This window comes from Streptomyces sp. NPDC048192 (genome assembly GCF_043202415.1).
GTDB lineage: Bacteria > Actinomycetota > Actinomycetes > Streptomycetales > Streptomycetaceae > Streptomyces.
Map to the genome: position 1 here is coordinate 134,258 of NZ_JBIDAL010000016.1, position 17,790 is coordinate 152,047.

At 72.4% G+C, this 17,790-nt stretch carries 17 protein-coding genes; 6 read left to right on the plus strand and 11 right to left on the minus strand.

What is annotated here, in order from left to right; genetic code table 11:
• Positions 1-57: 57 nt before the first annotated feature.
• The 4 genes from ACGFZN_RS30760 to ACGFZN_RS30775 form a co-directional block, all read right to left on the minus strand.
• Positions 58-1,875 carry a gamma-glutamyltransferase family protein gene (locus tag ACGFZN_RS30760; RefSeq protein WP_393861722.1) on the minus strand — a complete coding sequence of 606 codons (1,818 nt, stop codon included), beginning with the start codon at positions 1,873-1,875 and terminating at the stop codon, positions 58-60.
• A gap of 125 nt (positions 1,876-2,000) precedes the next feature.
• On the minus strand, positions 2,001-2,708 hold the full coding sequence (locus ACGFZN_RS30765; RefSeq protein WP_393861723.1) for a B3/4 domain-containing protein: 708 nt from the start codon (positions 2,706-2,708) through the stop codon (positions 2,001-2,003).
• Positions 2,709-2,739: 31 nt separating this feature from the next.
• Positions 2,740-3,387: an FMN-binding negative transcriptional regulator gene (locus ACGFZN_RS30770; protein WP_393861724.1), complete on the minus strand. Its 648-nt coding sequence runs from the start codon at positions 3,385-3,387 to the stop codon at positions 2,740-2,742.
• A 27-nt stretch (positions 3,388-3,414) separates the two neighbouring features.
• On the minus strand, positions 3,415-4,251 hold the full coding sequence (locus ACGFZN_RS30775) for an EamA family transporter (RefSeq protein ID WP_393861725.1): 837 nt from the start codon (positions 4,249-4,251) through the stop codon (positions 3,415-3,417).
• Positions 4,252-4,380: 129 nt separating this feature from the next.
• Between ACGFZN_RS30775 and ACGFZN_RS30780 the strand changes: the two genes are divergently transcribed.
• The 6 genes from ACGFZN_RS30780 to ACGFZN_RS30805 all read left to right on the plus strand — a co-directional run bounded on the left by ACGFZN_RS30780 (position 4,381) and on the right by ACGFZN_RS30805 (position 8,584).
• On the plus strand, positions 4,381-4,965 hold the full coding sequence (locus ACGFZN_RS30780; RefSeq protein WP_393861726.1) for a helix-turn-helix domain-containing protein: 585 nt from the start codon (positions 4,381-4,383) through the stop codon (positions 4,963-4,965).
• A gap of 183 nt (positions 4,966-5,148) precedes the next feature.
• Positions 5,149-5,652 (plus strand): SAV_915 family protein, encoded by a 504-nt coding sequence (locus ACGFZN_RS30785; protein WP_393861727.1) that lies wholly within the window; start codon positions 5,149-5,151, stop codon positions 5,650-5,652.
• Positions 5,649-5,939 (plus strand): DUF6317 family protein, encoded by a 291-nt coding sequence (locus ACGFZN_RS30790; protein WP_393861728.1) that lies wholly within the window; start codon positions 5,649-5,651, stop codon positions 5,937-5,939. Before ACGFZN_RS30785 ends, ACGFZN_RS30790 begins: the two co-directional genes overlap by 4 nt.
• A gap of 6 nt (positions 5,940-5,945) precedes the next feature.
• Complete coding sequence (locus ACGFZN_RS30795; protein WP_393861729.1) at positions 5,946-7,241, plus strand: WXG100 family type VII secretion target; 1,296 nt, start codon at positions 5,946-5,948, stop codon at positions 7,239-7,241.
• Positions 7,219-7,764, plus strand: a complete 546-nt coding sequence (locus ACGFZN_RS30800; RefSeq protein ID WP_393861730.1) for a hypothetical protein — start codon at positions 7,219-7,221, stop codon at positions 7,762-7,764. The genes ACGFZN_RS30795 and ACGFZN_RS30800 overlap by 23 nt, the downstream gene beginning before the upstream one ends.
• Positions 7,765-7,894: 130 nt before the next feature.
• On the plus strand, positions 7,895-8,584 hold the full coding sequence (locus ACGFZN_RS30805; protein ID WP_393861731.1) for a hypothetical protein: 690 nt from the start codon (positions 7,895-7,897) through the stop codon (positions 8,582-8,584).
• Between the two features lie 18 nt (positions 8,585-8,602).
• Here the strand turns inward: ACGFZN_RS30805 and ACGFZN_RS30810 are convergent, their stop codons facing one another.
• The 7 genes from ACGFZN_RS30810 to ACGFZN_RS30840 form a co-directional block, all read right to left on the minus strand.
• Positions 8,603-10,129 (minus strand): NCS1 family nucleobase:cation symporter-1, encoded by a 1,527-nt coding sequence (locus ACGFZN_RS30810; protein ID WP_393861732.1) that lies wholly within the window; start codon positions 10,127-10,129, stop codon positions 8,603-8,605.
• Between the two features lie 121 nt (positions 10,130-10,250).
• Positions 10,251-11,273: a TIGR03842 family LLM class F420-dependent oxidoreductase gene (locus ACGFZN_RS30815; RefSeq protein WP_393861733.1), complete on the minus strand. Its 1,023-nt coding sequence runs from the start codon at positions 11,271-11,273 to the stop codon at positions 10,251-10,253.
• Between the two features lie 11 nt (positions 11,274-11,284).
• Complete coding sequence (gene hydA, locus ACGFZN_RS30820; RefSeq protein WP_393861734.1) at positions 11,285-12,688, minus strand: dihydropyrimidinase; 1,404 nt, start codon at positions 12,686-12,688, stop codon at positions 11,285-11,287.
• A gap of 28 nt (positions 12,689-12,716) precedes the next feature.
• Positions 12,717-13,559 carry a nitrilase-related carbon-nitrogen hydrolase gene (locus ACGFZN_RS30825; RefSeq protein WP_393861735.1) on the minus strand — a complete coding sequence of 281 codons (843 nt, stop codon included), beginning with the start codon at positions 13,557-13,559 and terminating at the stop codon, positions 12,717-12,719.
• A 332-nt stretch (positions 13,560-13,891) separates the two neighbouring features.
• Positions 13,892-15,457 carry a PucR family transcriptional regulator gene (locus ACGFZN_RS30830; protein WP_393861736.1) on the minus strand — a complete coding sequence of 522 codons (1,566 nt, stop codon included), beginning with the start codon at positions 15,455-15,457 and terminating at the stop codon, positions 13,892-13,894.
• A gap of 17 nt (positions 15,458-15,474) precedes the next feature.
• Positions 15,475-16,758 (minus strand): aspartate aminotransferase family protein, encoded by a 1,284-nt coding sequence (locus ACGFZN_RS30835; RefSeq protein WP_393861737.1) that lies wholly within the window; start codon positions 16,756-16,758, stop codon positions 15,475-15,477.
• Positions 16,755-17,597 (minus strand): nitrilase-related carbon-nitrogen hydrolase, encoded by an 843-nt coding sequence (locus ACGFZN_RS30840; protein WP_393861738.1) that lies wholly within the window; start codon positions 17,595-17,597, stop codon positions 16,755-16,757. The genes ACGFZN_RS30835 and ACGFZN_RS30840 overlap by 4 nt, the downstream gene beginning before the upstream one ends.
• Positions 17,598-17,790: the final 193 nt, after the last annotated feature.

The following is a 17,790-nucleotide window of genomic DNA, read 5'->3' on the forward strand; positions in this document are numbered from 1 at the left end:
CGCCCGCCCGGTGCACACCGGGTGGAATCGGCATGAAGAACGGGTGCCGAAGATCGGTCAGCGGCCAACCGCGTAGCCCTGCATGCCGCGCGGGTTCGCCGCGGCCGACAGCACACCGGTCCGCGGATCCCGCGCCACCGCGCACAGCCGCCCCTCGGACCAGGCGGGGCCCACGGTGACGTCGTGCCCGCGCCGCCGCAGCTCCTCGATGACCCCGGGGTCCGTGCGGGACTCCACGGTGACGCTGCCGGGGCGGCGGCCGCGGGGGTGGAAGGAGCTGGGGAAGCTGTCGTTGTGCCAGTTCGGGACGTCGATCGCGCCCTGCAGGTCCAGGCCCCCGCGGACCGGGGCGCGCAGGGCGGCGGCGAGGAAGAAGTGCAGCTGCCACTGGTCCTGCTGGTCGCCGCCGGGCGTGCCGAACGCCAGGACCGGCACGCCGCCGCGCAGCGCGAGGGACGGGGTGAGGGTGGTGCGCGGGCGGCGGCCCGGGGTGAGCGAGTTCGGCAGGCCCTCCTCCAGCCAGGTCATCTGCAGCCGGGTGCCCAGCGGGAAGCCCAGCTCGGGCACGACCGGGTTGGACTGCAGCCAGCCGCCGCTGGGCGTGGCCGCGATCATGTTGCCCCAGCGGTCGGCGACGTCCAGATGGCAGGTGTCGCCGCGGGTCGTGCCGTCGCCGGCCACATGCGGCTCCCCCAGGAGCGGGGCGACGGTCGGTTCACCCGCTCCCATCGGGTCGAAGCCGCGGTCGTCGCCGCTCTCCACGCGCGCGTACGCCTGCGCGGGCAGCCGCGGGGCGCGTCCGCCGGGACTGCCGGGCCGCAGCTCCCAGGAGGCCTTGGCGCCGATCAGGGCCCGCCGCCCGGCGTTGTAGTCGTCCGAGAGCAGCTCGGCGAGGGGCACCTCGGCGGCGTCGCCGTACCAGGCCTCGCGGTCGGCCATGGCGAGCTTGCAGCCCTCGACGAGCAGGTGGACGTAGTCGGCGGAGCCGTGGGCGGGCAGTTCGGGCGGGAGCAGGGCGAGCTGCTGGAGGAGGACGGGGCCCTGGCTCCAGGGGCCGGCCTTGCACACGGTCCAGCCGTTCCAGTCGTACGTCACCGGCGTCTCGTAGCCCGCCGACCAGCCGGCGAGGTCGGCCTCGGTGAGCGTGCCGGTGTGCCGTTCACCGCTGGTGTCCTTCGTGGGCCGCCGGGACTGCCGTACCAGGGCCTCGGCGATGAATCCGCAGCGCCACACCTCGCGCGCGGCGTCGATGCGCGCCTCCCGGCCGGCGGCGCCTGCGGTCTCGGCCAGCAGCCGCTTCCAGGTGGCGGCGAGCGCGGGGTTGCGGAAGAGCCGGCCGGGCCGGGGCGCCCGGCCGCCGGGCAGATAGACCTCCGCCGACGAGGTCCACTCGGTCTCGAACAGCTCCCGTACGGTCTCCACGGTCGCCCCGAGCCTCTCCACGGGCGCGTGCCCGTGCTCGGCGTATCCGATGGCGTACTTCAGGACGTCGTCCAGGGACTTGGTGCCGTGGTCGCGCAGGAGCAGCAGCCAGGCGTCGAAGGCGCCGGGCACGGCGGCCGCGAGCGGTCCGGTGCCGGGTACGAGGTCCAGTCCGAGGCCGCGGTAGTGGGCGACCGTGGCGCCGGCCGGGGCCACGCCCTGTCCGCACAGCACCTGCACCGCGCCGCCCGCCGGGGCGAGCAGGATCGGCACCTCGCCGGCCGGCCCGTTCAGGTGGGGCTCCACCACGTGCAGCACGAAGGCGCCGGCCACGGCGGCGTCGAAGGCGTTGCCGCCGTCCTCCAGGACCGCCATCGCCGACTGGGAGGCCAGCCAGTGGGTGGAGGACACCATGCCGAACGTGCCCTGAAGGGTGGGACGGGTCGTGAACACAGGGACTCTCACCTCGCTGTCAGCGTGCTTCCACCCGGCCGCCGGGCGCGCGGACCGGTCTCTGGAAGGCTATCGAGCGCTGTCTTCCCGCGGAGGCGTTCGGTGCGCGCGTGCACCCCGGGTGGTCAGGCGGCGACGTGCGGCTGTGCCGGGCCGAGGTAGTGCACGGCGGTCTGGCCGGCGTGCGGGGCGAGGAGGGCCAGGAGTTCGTCGGCCGCGACCTTGAGGAGGTCGCCGTCGCGGTCGGCGTGGAGGGTCTCGAGGACGAAGGCGACGCGCGAGGAGTCCTCGGTGACGCGGGTGCGATGGGCGTCGCGGTGGTTCCAGTGACGGGTGAGAACGTCGGTGGCGTCCGTGTAGACGATCTCGCCGGGCCGGGGGTTCTCGACGGTGTCCGGTTCGCCGAGCGGGGTGAACGTCTCCGTGCCGTCGGCGTACCGGATGTCGACGTCGCCGGTGACCTGGTCCAGGTCGAAGGCGCCGGCGGGCAGGCCGTGGCGGACGGAGACGGCGTTGTAGGAGTCGACGGCCGGGTTGATACGGGGCAGCGTGCCCTTCTTGGCGAGGCGGCGGCCGAGCGCGTCGACGCTGGAGCGGATACGGCGGGGGTTGGTGCCGAAGGACCGGTACGCGGTGTGCCAGGCCTCGATCCGCGGGTCGGTCTCGTCCGCCGGCTGCCAGGTGCCGTCGGCGAGCTGCTGCTCGAGCTCCTGAAGCGCGGCGGCGGTGCGCGGCCAGGGCTCGCGGCCGCGCAGGCCGGTGGCGGTGACGACGGCGATGAGAGTGCCGGGGAAGGCGTCGGCGACGGCGGGTGCGATACGGAAGGAGGGCATGGTTCGGGTTCCGTTCCGGCGAGGGGGCGGGTCAGGGCTTCCAGGGGCCTGTGCGGTCCAGTCGGCGCAGCTGTTGGCGTGCGGTGGGCACGTCGAGGCCCTGTCCGCGTGCGGCGAGGTTCACGGCGACCGAGGCGCGGTGCTCGACGGGCTTGTGGTCGTCGTACTTTAACTTGGCTCGCACGTCGGTCACTTCGAGGCGCAGGCCGCGGATGCCGGACAGCATGCGGCCGTAGGGCGGCCGGCCGGCGGCGACGGGGGCGTGGTCTCCGTCGGGCTGGAAGTGCGCCATCTGGCGGCGCAGCAGCTCCGCCTTGGCCTCGGGGCCGTCGACGATGTGGGCCCGGCAGGTGAACTGCACGGCCGCGTAGTAGCTGGTGGGCACGCCGTCGGTGGGCGGGACGCCGGGGCCGGCGCGCCAGGGGCCGGGGATGAAGGCGTAGTCGCCGAAGACGGTGAAGGTGACGTTCGGGTCGCGCTCGACGGCGTGCCACACCGGGTTGGGGCGGGCGAGGTGGATCAGGAGCTGGTCGCCGTCGCCGGTGAAGTGGGTGGGGACCGTCATCGGGGAGTGACCGGGCAGGCCGTTGACGCTGAGGATGCCGAAGTCGCGCCCTTCGGCGAGCCACGTCTGCCATTCGGCGTCGTCCAGGGCGGCGTCCCAGGGGTGGATGAGCATGTGTGTCTCCGTGCGGGCAGGGGTGGTTCAGGTCAGAGCGAGGAGACCGACGGCGACGGCGGCGGTGCCGAGGCCGACGAGCTGGCCGCGGTGGATGCGCTCGGCGAGCACACCGCGGGCCAGCAGGACCGTGCCCGCCGGGTAGAGCGCGGTGATCACGGCAACGACGGTGAGGTCGCCGCTGCGGGCGGCGAGCAGGAACAGCAGGTTCGCCACGGCGTCCAGCCCGCCCGCGGCCGCCGACACCGCGTACGCCGGCCGCTCCGGGCCCAGTCTGCGACCCATGGCTCCGGCGGCGGCGAGGGTGACGGCGGAGGACACGGCCCGGCCGGTGATCAGCGGGGCCACGCCGCTGCCGGACGGCGCCTGGTGCAGGAAGACGAGTTGCAGGGCGATGACGGCGCCCGCGCCGAGGGCGAGCAGCAGCGCCGTCCGGGAGGGGCGGCCCGTGCCTTCGCCGGACCCGGCGCTGACCAGGACGACCGCCAGCAGCGCGAGGGGCAGACCGGTCAGTCCGGCGGCGCCCAGGCGCTCGCCCTGGAGCAGTCCGACGGCGACCGGCAGCGCGGCGGACACCAGGGCGGTCACCGGCGACAGCACGTTCATCGGGCCGATGGCGAGGGTGCGGTAGAGCAGGGCGAAGGCGGCGGCCGAGGCGACTCCGGAGGCGGCGCCCCAGCCGAGGGCCGAGGGGGTGAAGGCGGCGCCGAGCACGGGCCACACCAGCAGGTCGACCACGAGGCTGGCCGGGGCCGCGACCAGGACGGTCCGCAGCACATGGGCCTTGCGGGCGCCGAGACCGCCGAGGAAGTCGGCGCAGCCGTAGGCGAGTGAGCTGCCCAGGGCCAGCAGCAGAGCGATCACAGCACATCCCTTACCATTCAATGGAACGGCTCCACGGTACAACGGAACGACCGAGGGGCGTCAACCAAACGACCGCGCGGTACATCAAGCCGGTCTGTGCAACGGTCTGCGCAAGGGGACGGTGATCAGGTGGCCGAGACAGCCACGGCACTGCGGACGGTCGCGCACAACGTCCGGGCGGCTCGCGTGCGCGCGGGCCTGTCCCTGGAAGAGCTCGGCCGGCGCGCCCAGGTCAGCAAGGGCGCCCTGGTGGCGCTGGAGAAGGCACAGGGCAACCCCAACCTGGCCACCCTGGTCCGGCTCGCCGACACCCTCGGCATCTCCGTGTCCGCGCTGATGCAGGGACCGCACGAGGAGCGGGTCCGGATCGTCGCCGCCGACGCCGTGGCCCCGCTGTGGACCGGCGAGCGCGGCAGCGAGGCCCGCCTGATGCTGACGACCTCGGGGCCGTCGCCGGTGGAGGTCTGGCGCTGGCGCCTGGAGCCGGGCGAGGAGTATCCGAGCCATCCCCACCAGGCCGGGGTCGTGGAGACGATCAGCGTCGTCTCCGGCCGGATGACCCTGGTCGTCGACGGCACCGAGCACCCGCTGGACGCGGGCCACACCGCCACGTTCGAGGGGGACACCGCGCACACCTACCGCGGCTCCGGCACCGGGCCGTGCGAACTGATCATGACGGTGCACCTGCCTCCCGGCCCCACGACGGCGGTGTGAGCCCGGTCGGACGCCCCGGTTCAGCAACGGGTCAAGGGTTGCTCTGCCGTCCGCCAAGCGGGTGTATGGGTTCGGTGTACGCCCGGCGGCAGGTCCCGACATGGCTGGATTTGCCCTCTGGCCCGGTGGCTACCGTGGTCGGGCCCGATCGGCCACGAACGCACGGGGAAGAAGGTGACGGCGATGGGGGCGCCGACTCGATCACGCCTGCTCGATTTCGCTGAGCCGGATCCGCCCGGGACCAGCCTCCCGCAGCAGACTCCGCAGCCGCCCCGCTCGGCGCTGCGCGACTTCGCGGAGGCCGCGCCGCCGCGAGCCGACACGGACGGCCGGCCCGCGCCGAAGCCCGGAATCCCCGCCTACCACACCCCGGTGTGCGTGCCCGCGCATCCGCGGTCCGTCGCCGGCACCGGCTCGCACGGCCGCCCCGCGCGCGTGCCCTTCATCGTCCTCGAACTCTTCCGGCACCCGGCACACGGCACCGTGGCGTTCGCGTTCACCTCGCCGGCCCGGCTCGCGGCGGCGCTCGGCGAGGCCCAGCCGTGGGTCGCCGCCTCCCTGGGCGCTCTCGCGGAGGGCGTGCGCGACCAGGGCGTCACCGTCCTGCTGGACCCGCAGGTGGCCCCCGGGGAACCCAACTGGCGGCCCGAGGACCTGGCCGCGTACGCACGGGAGGTGCGCCGGTGAGCGACTTCAAGGCGGTGTACGACGACCTCGCCGCCATGGCCAAGACGTTCCACACCCAGGCCGACGACTACCGCAAGCTGCACCCCGACGTGGCTCCCCCCGTGGTCAGCGGCGGCGACCCGGGCCTGGACTCGGCCATCAGGGAGATCGCGGACCTCATCATCGGCCTGCACACCGGCATGGCGGACCGGCTGGACGACCACGGGGACAAGGTCGCGTACGCGCGGGACTCCTTCCACCGCCACGACGTGGACGTCCACGGCGTCTTCGAAGACCTGATGGGATGAGAGCCGATGGGTGACAGCTGGGTCGGCGGCGACATCGGCGGACTGCGCACGATGGCCGAGACGTACAAGAACGCCAAGGACAAGCTCGACGGCGTGGTCAAGCCGCTCAGCACGGCGGTCGACAAGCTGGTCGGCGACGCGGGCTGGAAGGGCGAGGCGGCCGAGAGCTTCCGCGCCAAGTGGAGCGAGGACGCGCTGACGGCCGGCGGCTTCGCCGAACTGGTGCACTCGGCGGGCGAGATCCTCGAGACCCTCGCGAACGCGCTGTCCACGTGCGAGAAGTCCCTGCAGAACGCGCAGCACATCGCGGCCGGCAAGGGGGTCTCCACGGACGCCAAGGGGGCGCCGCTGCCGATGATGACGGCGAATCCCCCGAGCGCGGAGGACCAGAAGGCCATCTCCGCGATGAACGACTACGCCAAGGCGCGCGACGAGATCCTGCACACCGCGCAGCACGCGCGGCTGGTGGCGGCGAAGGATCTGCAGAGCCTGTGCGACCAGGTGACGAAGGGCGACGCGACGTCCCCCGGGGACAAGGTGACCCTCGCCGACTACCTGCGCGGCCTGTACGCGTACGACGCCGAGGACGCCCGGGCGGGCGGCATCGAGGCCCGCAAGCACCTCGACGCGGCCAAGGCCGAGGCGCAGGCCGCCAAGAAGGAGCTGCGGGCGGAGCGCAAGGCCTACCAGAAGGCGGGCAAGGCGCTGCCCAAGGACCTGCCCGCCAAGAGCGCCTACCGTGACGCGGTCACCAAGGTGGACGCGCTGGAGCAGGATCTCGTGCGGGCCGACCACGGCAGCACCGCGCTGCCGTACGACCGCGCGCTCAACGTGAAACTGGCCGACGCGGCCGAGGCGTTGCGCGTGGGCGAAGGCCTGGAGAAGGTCCCGGACTTCCTGAAGGAGATTCCGGTGCTGGACGTCGCCGCCGCCGGTGCCTGCGGGCTGCTGGAGGCGTCCGACGACCATGACAAGGGCTGGTCCTGGCAGCACTCCATCGCGGTGGACGGCGGCGCGAACCTCGCGGGCCTGGCGGCCGGCACCGCCGTCACGGCGGGTCTCGTCGCGCTCGCGCCCGTCGATGTGCCGGTCGCCGTGGTGGCCGGGGTCGGCGGTGGCATCGTGATCGGTGCGACCGGCATCATCGACCACTCCTTCCACGAGCACTGGAGCGAGGACATCCACGACCACGGAGTGGTCGGCGGCATCCTGCACGGCTCGGGTCACGTCCTGTCCGAGACCGGGGACGACTTCGTACGGCTGAAAGACGACGTGTGGCATGGCATCAAGAGCATCTTCTGAGGGCGCGGCCTCGCCGGCCCCCGTCCGGGTCCCCGCGGTGCAGGGGCTCGGCACCACGTGGTACGAGCGCGGCCCGCGCTACTGGCTGCGCCGGTGCCTGACCGCCCTGGCGTGGCTCGCGGCGCTGGCCTTCTGCTGCTACATCGCGCTCGCCCTGTACGGCAGCTTCCGCACCGAACTGCCGTCGGGCGTCCGTACGGTGTGGGACTGGGCGCAGGCCGTCGCGTCCGCCGGGGCGCTGGTGTGGGGATGGCTGGTGCAGCGCCGGGACCATCGCAGAAAGCTCCTCGACCCGCCCGCCCCCGACGAGTTCCGCGCCGCCAAACGGGACCAGAGCCGCCGTACGCCCGGCCTCGTCGTCGCCGGCCGCGTGCTGTGGGTGGTCGCGGCGCCCGTCGTCCCGGCGCTGGCCGCGTGGGTCGTGGGCTGGAGCGTGGCCATGCTCACCGTCCGCGAGTACCCCAGCGAGGTCGGCGCCCGCCGTTGGCTCGAGGAGCAAAACGGGCGGAACCGTACGTCGTGACCGTGCCGCCGTAACCGCCCGGGCACGCTGCGAGTTTCCGCTTCCGCCCCACAGGGAGTCGTGTGACACTGGCGTCCCACGTCCACCTGCGGGCCCCCTTCCGCACCCCCTCCCCCACGAGAAGTGCGCCGTGCGAACCTTTCCCCTGCCGCTCGCCCTCACCGCGCGGATCTCGCCGGTCGCGGTCCTCGCCTGTGCCGGCTGGGCGCTGACGTCCGGCCCGGCCGCGCCGCACACCTCCGCCGGGCACCGGACGGTGCAGACGTCGTCGGCCCAGTCCTCCTCCTCGTCCGCCGATCCGTCGTCCACGGCCGCGGCCGCGGCGAAGGCGTACAGCACCGCGCCGTCGCCCTGCACCAGCGTGCCCGCGTCGACCGTGAAGTCCCTCGTGCCCGGGGCGAAGACGGACGGCAAGGAGATCCCGTCCACGGACGCCAAGCTGCGCCGCACCTGCTCCTGGAACGCGCTGCAGGGCTACAGCTACCGCTGGCTCGACGTGTCGTTCGAGATCAGCGCCTCGGAGCAGCAGGCGACGCAGGAGTACCAGCAGCGGGTGAAGGAGAAGAGCGGCGGCGGGGACGTGCCGGGGCTCGGAAACAGCGCGTACTCCGTCGTCAACCTCACCACCGAGGACAAGCAGCAGACCCGCGAGGGCGTCGTCGTGGTGCGGGTGTCCAACGCCCTCGTCGTCGTCACGTACAACGGAAGCGACTTCGACACCAAGAAGGCGCCCGGCACGGACGAGATCAACAAGGGTGCCATCCAGGCGGCCCGCGCCGCGGTGGGCGCGCTCGGGGGCGGGCAGTCGCAGTCCGGCTGACCGCCCGCCCCGAGGCCCTCAGACCTCGGCCCGGCGGGCGCCTGTCAGCGCGGTGAGCGCCAGGTACAGCACCAGGGAGGTGCCGAGGCCCACCGCCCAGCCGTAGTCGGCGAGGGAGGCGAGCGCGGGGATGGGGCGGCCGTCGATCAGGGGCTTGAAGCTGGCGCCGCCGATCGCGAGGACGCCGCCCGCCAGGAAGGCCACGACCGCCCGCCAGTTCCAGCCGGCCGCGTACCAGTAGCGGCCGCCGGTGCGGTACAGGTCGGCGAGGTGCAGCCGGGTGCGGCGCAGCAGCCAGTAGTCGGCGACGAGGATGCCCGCGACCGTGCCGAGCAGCCCGCCGACCAGGCCCAGCCAGGTGAAGATGTAGCCCTGCGGGTCGGAGTACAGCTTCCACGGGAAGATCAGCACCGCGAGGACGGCGGTGATCAGGGCGCCCGCGCGGAAACTGACCTTTCTGGGCGCCACGTTGGAGAAGTCGAACGCCGGGGAGACCAGGTTGGCGGCGATGTTCACGGACAGCGTGGCGACGAGGACGGTGACGAGCGCGTAGAGCAGGCCCACCACGTTGTCCGTCTTCGCGGCGAGCTGCACCGGGTCCCAGACCGGCTTGCCGTAGACGGCCTGGGAGCCGGAGGTGACGAGGACGGACAGGAAGGCGAACAGGGTCATCGTGGTGGGCAGGCCGAGGGCCTGGCCCCAGGTCTGCGCCTTCTGGCTCCGGCCGTAGCGGGTGAAGTCGGGGATGTTCAGCGACAGCGTGGACCAGAAGCCGATCATGCCCATCAGGGACGGCCAGAACAGTTTCCAGAATGCGCCGCCCCAGCCGAGCTTCGAGGGCTGGTCGAACAGCGGGCCGACGCCGCCCGCCTTGCTGCTCATCCACCACAGCATCACGAACGCGCCGACGAGCACGAACGGCGCGGCCCAGTTCTCGAAGCGGCGGATGGTGTCCATGCCCCGGTAGATGATCGCGACCTGGATCGCCCAGAAGATCGCGAACGACAGCCACATGGTCCAGGCGTAGCCGCCGATGTGCGCCGCGTTCGACCAGCTGTCGCCGATCAGTTTCCCGGCGAGGAAGTAGATGGCCTCGCCGCCGATCCAGGTCTGGATGCCGAACCAGCCGCACGCCACCAACGCCCGTACGACGGCGGGCAGGTTGGCGCCGCGCACCCCGAAGGAGGCGCGGGCGAAGACGGGGAAGGGGATGCCGTACTTGGGGCCGGCGTGCCCGGTCAGCAGCATCGGCACCAGCACGATCAGGTTGGCCAGGGCGATGGTGAACACGGCCTGTTTCCAGTCCATGCCGACGGCGATCAGGCCGGAGGCCAGCGTCCAGGAGGCCGTGTTGTGGGCCATGCCGACCCACAGGGCGGAGAAGTTGTACGTGGTCCAGGTGCGCCGTTCCACCGGGACGGGGAGGAGGTCCTCGTTGGCGTACGGACCGCTGGGCGGCGGGGTGCCGGGTGCGAGTTCCACGCGCCCGCCGGGCCGGGTGACTTGGCCGGACGGGGGTATGGCCGTGGGAGCGGTGTCGGTCATGGGCTGGCCAATCGGGTGAGAGGGACCGGGAGTTGCCGTGCGGGCACCAGCCCCCTCCCCGCCGGCGGCGGGGAGGGGAGACCAAGAGGGGGCGTGGGGGGCTCGTACGTCGGGCGGGGGCTCAGGCGTTGACGGCCGGGATCACCGTCGCGCCATAGGCGTCGATGGTGGCCTCCTGCGCGTCGTGCATGTCGTACACCGCGAACTGGTCGACGCCCAGCGCGCGGAGCGCGGTCAGCTTCTCGATGTGCTTCTCGGCCGGTCCGATGACGCAGAACCGGTCGACGATCTCGTCGGGCACGAACCGGGTGTCGGGGTTGCCGCTGCGCCCGTGGTGGGCGTAGTCGTAGCCCTGGCGCGCCTTGATGTAGTCGGTGAGGGCGTCGGGGACCTGCGCGGAGTGCTCGCCGTACCGGGCGACGAGGTCGGCGACGTGGTTGCCGACCATGCCGCCGAACCAGCGGCACTGCTCGCGGGCGTGGGCGAGGGCCTCGGGCGAGTCGTCGTCGGTGACGTACGCCGGGGCCGCCACGCAGATCGTCACCTCCGCGGGGTCGCGGCCGGCGGCGGCCGCCGCGTCCTTGACGGCCTTCACCATGTACTCGGTCAGATACAGGTCGGACAGCTGGAGGATGAACCCGTCGGCCTCCTCGCCGGTCATCTTCAGGGCCTTGGGGCCGTACGCGGCCATCCAGACGGGCAGGCGGGCACCCGGCCTGACCCACGGGATCTTCACGACCGCGCCGCCGCCGAGGTCGGCGGACTCGCCGGCGGCGAGCGCCCGGATGACCTTCATCGCCTCGCTGATGCGGGCGAGGGTGTTGGGTTTGCGGCCCGCGACCCGCATCGCGGAGTCGCCGCGCCCGATGCCGCAGACGGTGCGGTCGCCGAACATGTCGTTGAGGGTGGCGAAGGTGGAGGCGGTGACCTCCCAGGTGCGGGTGCCCGGGTTGGTCACCATCGGGCCGACCTTCAGCTTCGTCGTGTTCGCGAGGATCTGGCTGTAGATCACGAACGGCTCCTGCCAGAGCACGGCGGAGTCGAACGTCCAGCCGTACGTGAACCCGTTGCGCTCGGCCCGTTGCATCAGGCTGATGACGCGGGAGGCCGGCGGGTCGGTCTGCAGGACGAGTCCGAAGTCCATGGGCGCTGCTCCTAGGCGAGGTACTGACAGGTGGAGCGCGGGGTGAAGACGCCGTGGCCGGCGTGCCCGGTGTACTCCCGCTCGGTGATGACGGGCACGCCCCGCGACAGCACGGTCTCGACCCGGCCGGTGGTGCGCCTGCCCTCGTAGGCCGAGTAGTCGACGTTCATGTGGTGGGTCTTCGCCGACATGACCTGCTCGGCGTGCGGGTCGTAGATCACGATGTCGGCGTCGGCGCCCGGCGCGATGGTGCCCTTCTTGGGGTACATGCCGAACATCCGGGCCGGGGTGGCGCAGGCGATCTCGATCCAGCGGCGGCGGGAGATGTGCCCGTCGACGACGGCCTGATGGAGCAGGTCCATGCGGTTCTCCACGCCGGGCAGGCCGTTGGGGATCTTGGAGAAGTCGCCGCGGCCCAGCTCCTTCTGGCCCGTGAAGCAGAAGGGGCAGTGATCGGTGGAGACGACCTGGAGGTCGTTGGTGCGCAGGCCCTGCCACAGCCTGGCCTGGTGTTCGCGCGGCCTGAGGGGCGTGCTGCACACGTACTTCGCGCCCTCGAAGTCCGGCTCGGCGAGGTTGTCGGTGGACAGGAACAGGTACTGCGGGCAGGTCTCGCCGAAGACGTTCAGCCCCTCGTCGCGGGCCCGCGCCAGCTCGGCCACCGCTTCCATCGCCGAGACGTGGACGACGTACAGGGGGGCGCCGGCGACCTGGGCGAGCCGGATGGCGCGGTGGGTGGCCTCGGCCTCCAGCAGGGCCTTGCGGACCTCGCCGTGGTAGCGCGGGTCGGTCTCGCCCCGGGCGAGGGCCTGTTCGACCAGGACGTCGATGGCGATGCCGTTCTCGGCGTGCATCATGATCAGTCCGCCGTTCTCGGCGGCCCGCTGCATGGCGCGCAGGATCTGCCCGTCGTCGCTGTAGAAGACGCCGGGGTAGGCCATGAACTGCTTGAAGGAGGTGACGCCCTCCTCCACCAGCAGGTCCATCTCCTTCAGCGTCTCCTGGTTCACATCGGAGACGATCATGTGGAACCCGTAGTCGACGGCGCAGTTGCCCTCGGCCTTGGCGTGCCAGGCGTCCAGGCCCTCGCGCAGGGTGCCGCCGACGCTCTGGATGGCGAAGTCCACGATCGTGGTCGTGCCGCCCCAGGCGGCGGCGCGGGTGCCGGTCTCGAAGGTGTCGGCGGCGGTGGTGCCGCCGAACGGCATCTCCATGTGCGTGTGGCCGTCGACCCCGCCCGGGATCACGTACTTCCCGGTGGCGTCGATGGCCCTCTCGGCGGTGAACGCCTCGGCGGCCGGGGTGCCGGAGGCGGCGAGGGCGGCGACGCGGCCGTCCTCGATCAGGACGTCGGCGTGGATCTCGTCCGAGGCGGTGATGACGAGACCGCCGCGGATGACGGTACGGCTGCTCATGCTGCTCCCTTGCGTCGCTCGGTTCCGGTCAGGGCGCGGTCAGCGGTCCGTACGCCCCCGGCGCCCGGTCGCGGTAGAACTGCCAGCGGTCGCGGACCTCGCGGAGTTTGGCCAGGTCCAGGTCGCGTACGACGAGTTCGGTCTCCTTGTCGCTCGCGACCTCGCCGACGAACTGGGCCTCGGGGTCCACGAAGTAGGTCGTGCCGTAGAAGTCGTTGTCGCCGAGGTCCTCCACGCCGACCCGGTTGATCGCGCCGACGAAGTACTCGTTGGCGACGGCCGCCGCGGGCTGTTCCAGCTGCCACAGGTAGCGGGACAGGCCGCGCGAGGTGGCCGAGGGGTTGAAGACGATCTCGGCTCCGGCGAGGCCAAGGGCCCGCCAGCCCTCCGGGAAGTGCCGGTCGTAGCAGATGTACACGCCGATCCGGCCGGCGGCGGTGTCGAAGACGGGCCAGCCGCTGTTGCCGGGGCGGAAGTAGAACTTCTCCCAGAATCCCTGCACTTGGGGGATGTGGGTCTTCCGGTACTTGCCGAGGTAGGAGCCGTCCGCGTCGATCACGGCGGCGGTGTTGTACAGGACGCCCGGCTGCTCCTCCTCGTACATGGGCAGGATCAGGACGATGCCCAGCTCGCGGGCGAGGGACGCAAAGCGCTGGACGGTCGGGCCCTCGGGGATCCGTTCGGCGTACTCGTAGAAGGCCTTGTCCTGGACCTGGCAGAAGTAGGGGCCGTAGAACAGCTCTTGGAAGCAGAGGACCTGGGCGCCCTGCGCGGCCGCGTCGCGGGCCGCCTGCTCGTGGACCTGGATCATGGATTCCTTGTCGCCCGTCCACGCGGTCTGGAACAGGGCGGCTCGGATCACTCGGCTCATCGGGACCTCCGGTAGCTCGGTGTGCTGGGGCGGGCGTCGGAGGTCGCGTCGTCCGCCCGCAGGGCGGGCCGGGCGGCGTCCGGTGCGTGCTCTCGGCGTGCCGGGCGCGAGCCCACGTACTGGGTCTACTTGGGCTTGCGCCCGGTGCGGCGAGAGTGCGTGCAGGGCGTCGCCCGGCAGACGGGACCTCCGATGCCCGCCCCAGGAGCGTAGAAAGCCCGCGCGGGCCGGTTGAGTGGCAGCGTGTCACGTCTGGGGGCCGTCGGCGTGTCACCGTGTCACGTGTGCGCAGTCCCATGTTTCACCGCCGTTTTCCCAGGTCGTCGCATGTTTCACCGCAGTTGCGCGTCGTGCGCGAGGAGCGCGATGTGCACGGAGGCCGCCTGTTCGAAGTCGTCCAGGTCGACGCCGAGCCGGGCCTGTATGGCCTCGAGGCGGCGGTAGAGGGCGGGCCGGGAGACGTGGTGGAGCTGGGCGGTGCGGGACTTGTTGCGGCCGGTGGCGAGGTAGGTGCGCAGGACGTTCAGCAGTTCCGGCTCGGCCTCGCCGAGCAGCCCGTCCAGTTCCCGTTCGGCGAAGGACTGCACGTGCGGGTCGTCGCGCAGCAGCCGGACCAGTCCGCGCAGATGCACGTCCTTCAGGCGGACCACGGCCGGCAGGTCGAGGGCGGCCGGGGAGTCGGCGACGGCGTCGGCGACGTGCCGGGCCTCGCGCAGCCCGGCGGGCACGTCGTCCCAGGCGGTGCGGGCGGCGCTGGCCGCGACCACGGCCCGTGACCCGGCGCGCAGCCGGGCCGCGAAGTGGGCGGTGAGGGTATCGGCGTCCTGGTCGCGCGGGAGGCTGAGCAGGACGGCGGCGCGGCCGTCGGCGAGTTCGGCGACCAGCCCGGCAAGCCCCAGCAGCCGCAGCACACGGTCGAGTTCGCCGGGGGCGCGGCCGAGGACGACCAGCGGGACGAAGGTGCGCCGGTTCACCGGCAGCCCGGCCGCCCGCGCCCGGGGCAGCAGCTGCCGGGCCGGTACGGCGCCGGAGACCAGGTCGGTGAGCAGGCTCTGCGCGGACTCCTCCTCCCAGGAGGGCGCGCAGCCGCCGCCGAGCATGCGGTGCAGCACCAGGGCCTCGGCGGCCCGGTCGGCGAGCAGCCGGCCGGTGGCCGCCTCGCCCCGGTAGCCGCACAGCAGCAGCCGGCCCCAGCGCTCCCCGCGCCCGCCCAGCTCGGCCCGGATCCAGCCGTCGTCGGCGCAGGCGGCGGCCTGCCGGGCGACCCGCTCCCAGTCGCGCAGCACGTCGTCCACGGCGGACCGCTCCCCCGCCGTGGCGAGGACGCGGTGGGCGAGGTTGGTGAGGACGACCGGGCAGCCGCCGTGCCGGGCGACCTCGTCGAGCAGCCGTTGCAGGGGGGCGCCGGCGGTGATCAGGGCGGTGAGTTCGGTGCGTACGGTCTCCGAGAGGCTGACGGCGGCGAACTTCCGCCGCACCAGCCGGCACTGGACCTCCTCGGTCAGCTCGGCGAACGGGAAGGGCCGGTGCAGGACGACCATGGGCAGCCCGCACCGCTCGGCGGCCCGGCGCATCACCTCGGGCGGCGCCGGGAAGGCCCTGCCGAGGCCGAGCACGACGGCGGCGGCCTCGGCGCGGTGCAGCGACTGGATGTACTCGGCCTGCTTGGCCTCGTCGCCGGCCAGCAGCACACCGGTGGTGAGCACCATCTCGCCGCCGCTGAGCATCACGCCGACGTCGGCGGCCTCGGCGACGTGCACCCAGCGCACCGGCCGGTCGAGCTGCCCGGCGCCGGCCACCACCTCGGGTTCCCCGGCGAGGACCCGTTCCAGGGTGAGCACCTGGCGGACGGAGAGGGCGGGTTCCCAGCCGTGCCGGGACTCCAGGGTGGTGGTCATGGCCGTACCGCCGTTCTCTAGTACGTACTCCTGAGCGCCCGTTCCAGGATCGCCGCGCCCTCCTCCGCCTCCGCGACCGTGAGCGACAGCGGCGGGGCGATGCGCAGGGCGCTGGTGTCGTGGCCGCCGCCCTTGCCGATGAGCAGGCCGCCCTCGCGGGCCGCCTCCAGGACGGCGGCGGCCGCCTGCGGGTCGGCCTGGCCGGTGCCGGGCTTGACCAGCTCGATGCCGATCATCAGGCCACGGCCGCGCACTTCCTTCACGCCCGGCAGCTGGGCGGCGACGGCGCGCAGCCGCTCGATGAGCAGGCCGCCGACCCGGCGGGCGTTGCCCTGGAGATCGTGTTCCAGGAGGTACGTGAGGTTGGCGAGGCCGGCGGCCATGGTGAGCTGGGTGCCGCCGAAGGTCGAAATGCTGTTGGCGTCCAGGCAGTTCATGATCTCGGCGCGGGCGATCACACCGCCGATCGAGGTGCCGTTGCCGATGCCCTTGGCGAAGGTGACGATGTCCGGCGGGCCGCTGCGGGCGTGCGCCTGCCAGCCCCAGAAGTGGTCGCCGGTGCGGCCCCAGCCGGTCTGCACCTCGTCGGCGATCCACAGGATGCCGTGCTCCTTCAGGACTTCCCTGAAGGCGGCGTAGAGCCCATCGGGCGGCGAGGTGAAGCCGCCGACGCCCTGGATCGGCTCCGCGATCAGCGCGGCGGGCGGCCGGGTGTGCCCGAGGACGTCCTTCAGGTCGGCGACACAGGCGTCGATGAAGTCGCGGTCGTCCAGGCCGGCGAACGGGCCCCGGGTGCGCACGCCGCCGTGCACGTACAGGGTCTGCAGCGGGGACAGGGACGTCGGCGACCAGCCGCGGTTGCCGGTGATGCCGACCGTGCTGAAGGAGCGCCCGTGGTAGCTGTTGCGCATCGCCAGGATCGTGTTGCTGCGCCGGTAGGAGGTGGCGAGCAGCAGGGCGGTGTCGTTGGCCTCGGTGCCGGAGGTGGTGAAGAAGACGCGGGCGTCGGGGATGCCGCTCACCTGGGCGATGCGCTCGGCGAGGTCGACCATGGGGCGGTTGAGGTAGAGGGTGGAGGAGTGGATGATCCGCCCGGCCTGCTCGCTGAGCGCCTTGGTCACCTCGGGCAGGGCGTGCGCGGTCATCGTCGTCAGGATGCCGCCGAAGAAGTCCAGGTACTTGTTGCCGGCGGAGTCCCAGACATGGCGGCCCTCGCCGTGGGTGATCTCGATCGGGTCGTCGTAGTAGAGGGCGAGCCAGTCGGGCATGACCTGGCGGTGGCGGGAGTAGAGGTCGTTCACGGCTGTACCAGTCCTTCGTAGGCGTCGGGGCGGCGGTCTCGGTAGAAGGCCCACTGCTGCCGCACTTCCTCGATCAGGTCGAGATCGAGGTCGCGGACGAGGAGTTCCTCGGACGTGTCGCTCGCGACCTCGCCGACGAACTGCCCGCGGGGGTCGACGAAGTAACTGGTCCCGTAGAAGTCGTTGTCGCCGTACTCCTCCCGCCCGACCCGGTTGATGGCGGCGACGAAGTACTCGTTGGCGACGGCGGCGGCGGGCTGCTCCAGCTGCCACAGATGGGCGGAGAGGCCTCGGTGGGTGGCCGACGGGTTGTAGACCAACTGGGCGCCGTTGAGACCCAGTTGCCGCCAGCCCTCCGGGAAGTGCCGGTCGTAGCAGATGTAGACGCCGACCCTGCCCACGGCGGTGTCGAACACGGGCCACCCGAGATTGCCGGGCTTGAAGTAGTACTTCTCCCAGAACCCCTTGACCTGCGGGATGTGGTGCTTGCGGTACTTGCCGAGGTAGGTGCCGTCGGCGTCGATCACGGCGGCGGTGTTGTAGTAGAAGCCGGACTGCTCGACCTCGAAGACGGGGACCACGACGACCATCCCGGTCTCCCGCGCGAGGTCCTGCATCCGCCGCACCGTCGGCCCGTCCGGAACCCGTTCGGCCCAGCGGTGGTGCTCGGGCTCCTGGACCTGGCAGAAGTAGGGCGCGTTGAAGACCTCCTGGAACCCGATGATCCGGGCGCCCCGGCGGGCCGCCTCGCGGGCGTGCTCCTCGTGCTTCGCCACCATGGACTCGGTGTCGCCGGTCCAGGTGGCCTGGACCAGTGCGGCGCGTACGACGTCGGCCATGAGCTGCTCCTTCGACGGGCCGTCAGAGCCTCTACGCCCGTAGAGCAGGCCGTAGAGGGACGAAAGTAAGCCTCCGGGAGGCCCTTGCCAAGACCATCGTCGCCATCCCGCGGAGTCGATCAGGTGAGGCGCCCCTGCGGGTGAGCACCGGGCCGCTCCAGGGGGTGAACCGGAGCATACCGGGACGATACTC

Excerpts from the sequence above, each read along its gene's own strand:
- ACGFZN_RS30765 (WP_393861723.1), bottom strand. The coding sequence starts at position 2,708 with ATGCCCTCCTTCCGTATCGCACCCGCCGTCGCCGACGCCTTCCCCGGC.
- ACGFZN_RS30770 (WP_393861724.1), bottom strand. The coding sequence starts at position 3,387 with ATGCTCATCCACCCCTGGGACGCCGCCCTGGACGACGCCGAATGGCAG.
- ACGFZN_RS30785 (WP_393861727.1), top strand. The coding sequence starts at position 5,149 with ATGGGGGCGCCGACTCGATCACGCCTGCTCGATTTCGCTGAGCCGGAT.
- ACGFZN_RS30795 (WP_393861729.1), top strand. The coding sequence starts at position 5,946 with ATGGGTGACAGCTGGGTCGGCGGCGACATCGGCGGACTGCGCACGATG.
- ACGFZN_RS30800 (WP_393861730.1), top strand. The coding sequence starts at position 7,219 with ATGGCATCAAGAGCATCTTCTGAGGGCGCGGCCTCGCCGGCCCCCGTC.
- ACGFZN_RS30810 (WP_393861732.1), bottom strand. The coding sequence starts at position 10,129 with ATGACCGACACCGCTCCCACGGCCATACCCCCGTCCGGCCAAGTCACC.
- ACGFZN_RS30815 (WP_393861733.1), bottom strand. The coding sequence starts at position 11,273 with ATGGACTTCGGACTCGTCCTGCAGACCGACCCGCCGGCCTCCCGCGTC.
- hydA (WP_393861734.1), bottom strand. The coding sequence starts at position 12,688 with ATGAGCAGCCGTACCGTCATCCGCGGCGGTCTCGTCATCACCGCCTCG.
- ACGFZN_RS30825 (WP_393861735.1), bottom strand. The coding sequence starts at position 13,559 with ATGAGCCGAGTGATCCGAGCCGCCCTGTTCCAGACCGCGTGGACGGGC.
- ACGFZN_RS30830 (WP_393861736.1), bottom strand. The coding sequence starts at position 15,457 with ATGACCACCACCCTGGAGTCCCGGCACGGCTGGGAACCCGCCCTCTCC.
- ACGFZN_RS30840 (WP_393861738.1), bottom strand. The coding sequence starts at position 17,597 with ATGGCCGACGTCGTACGCGCCGCACTGGTCCAGGCCACCTGGACCGGC.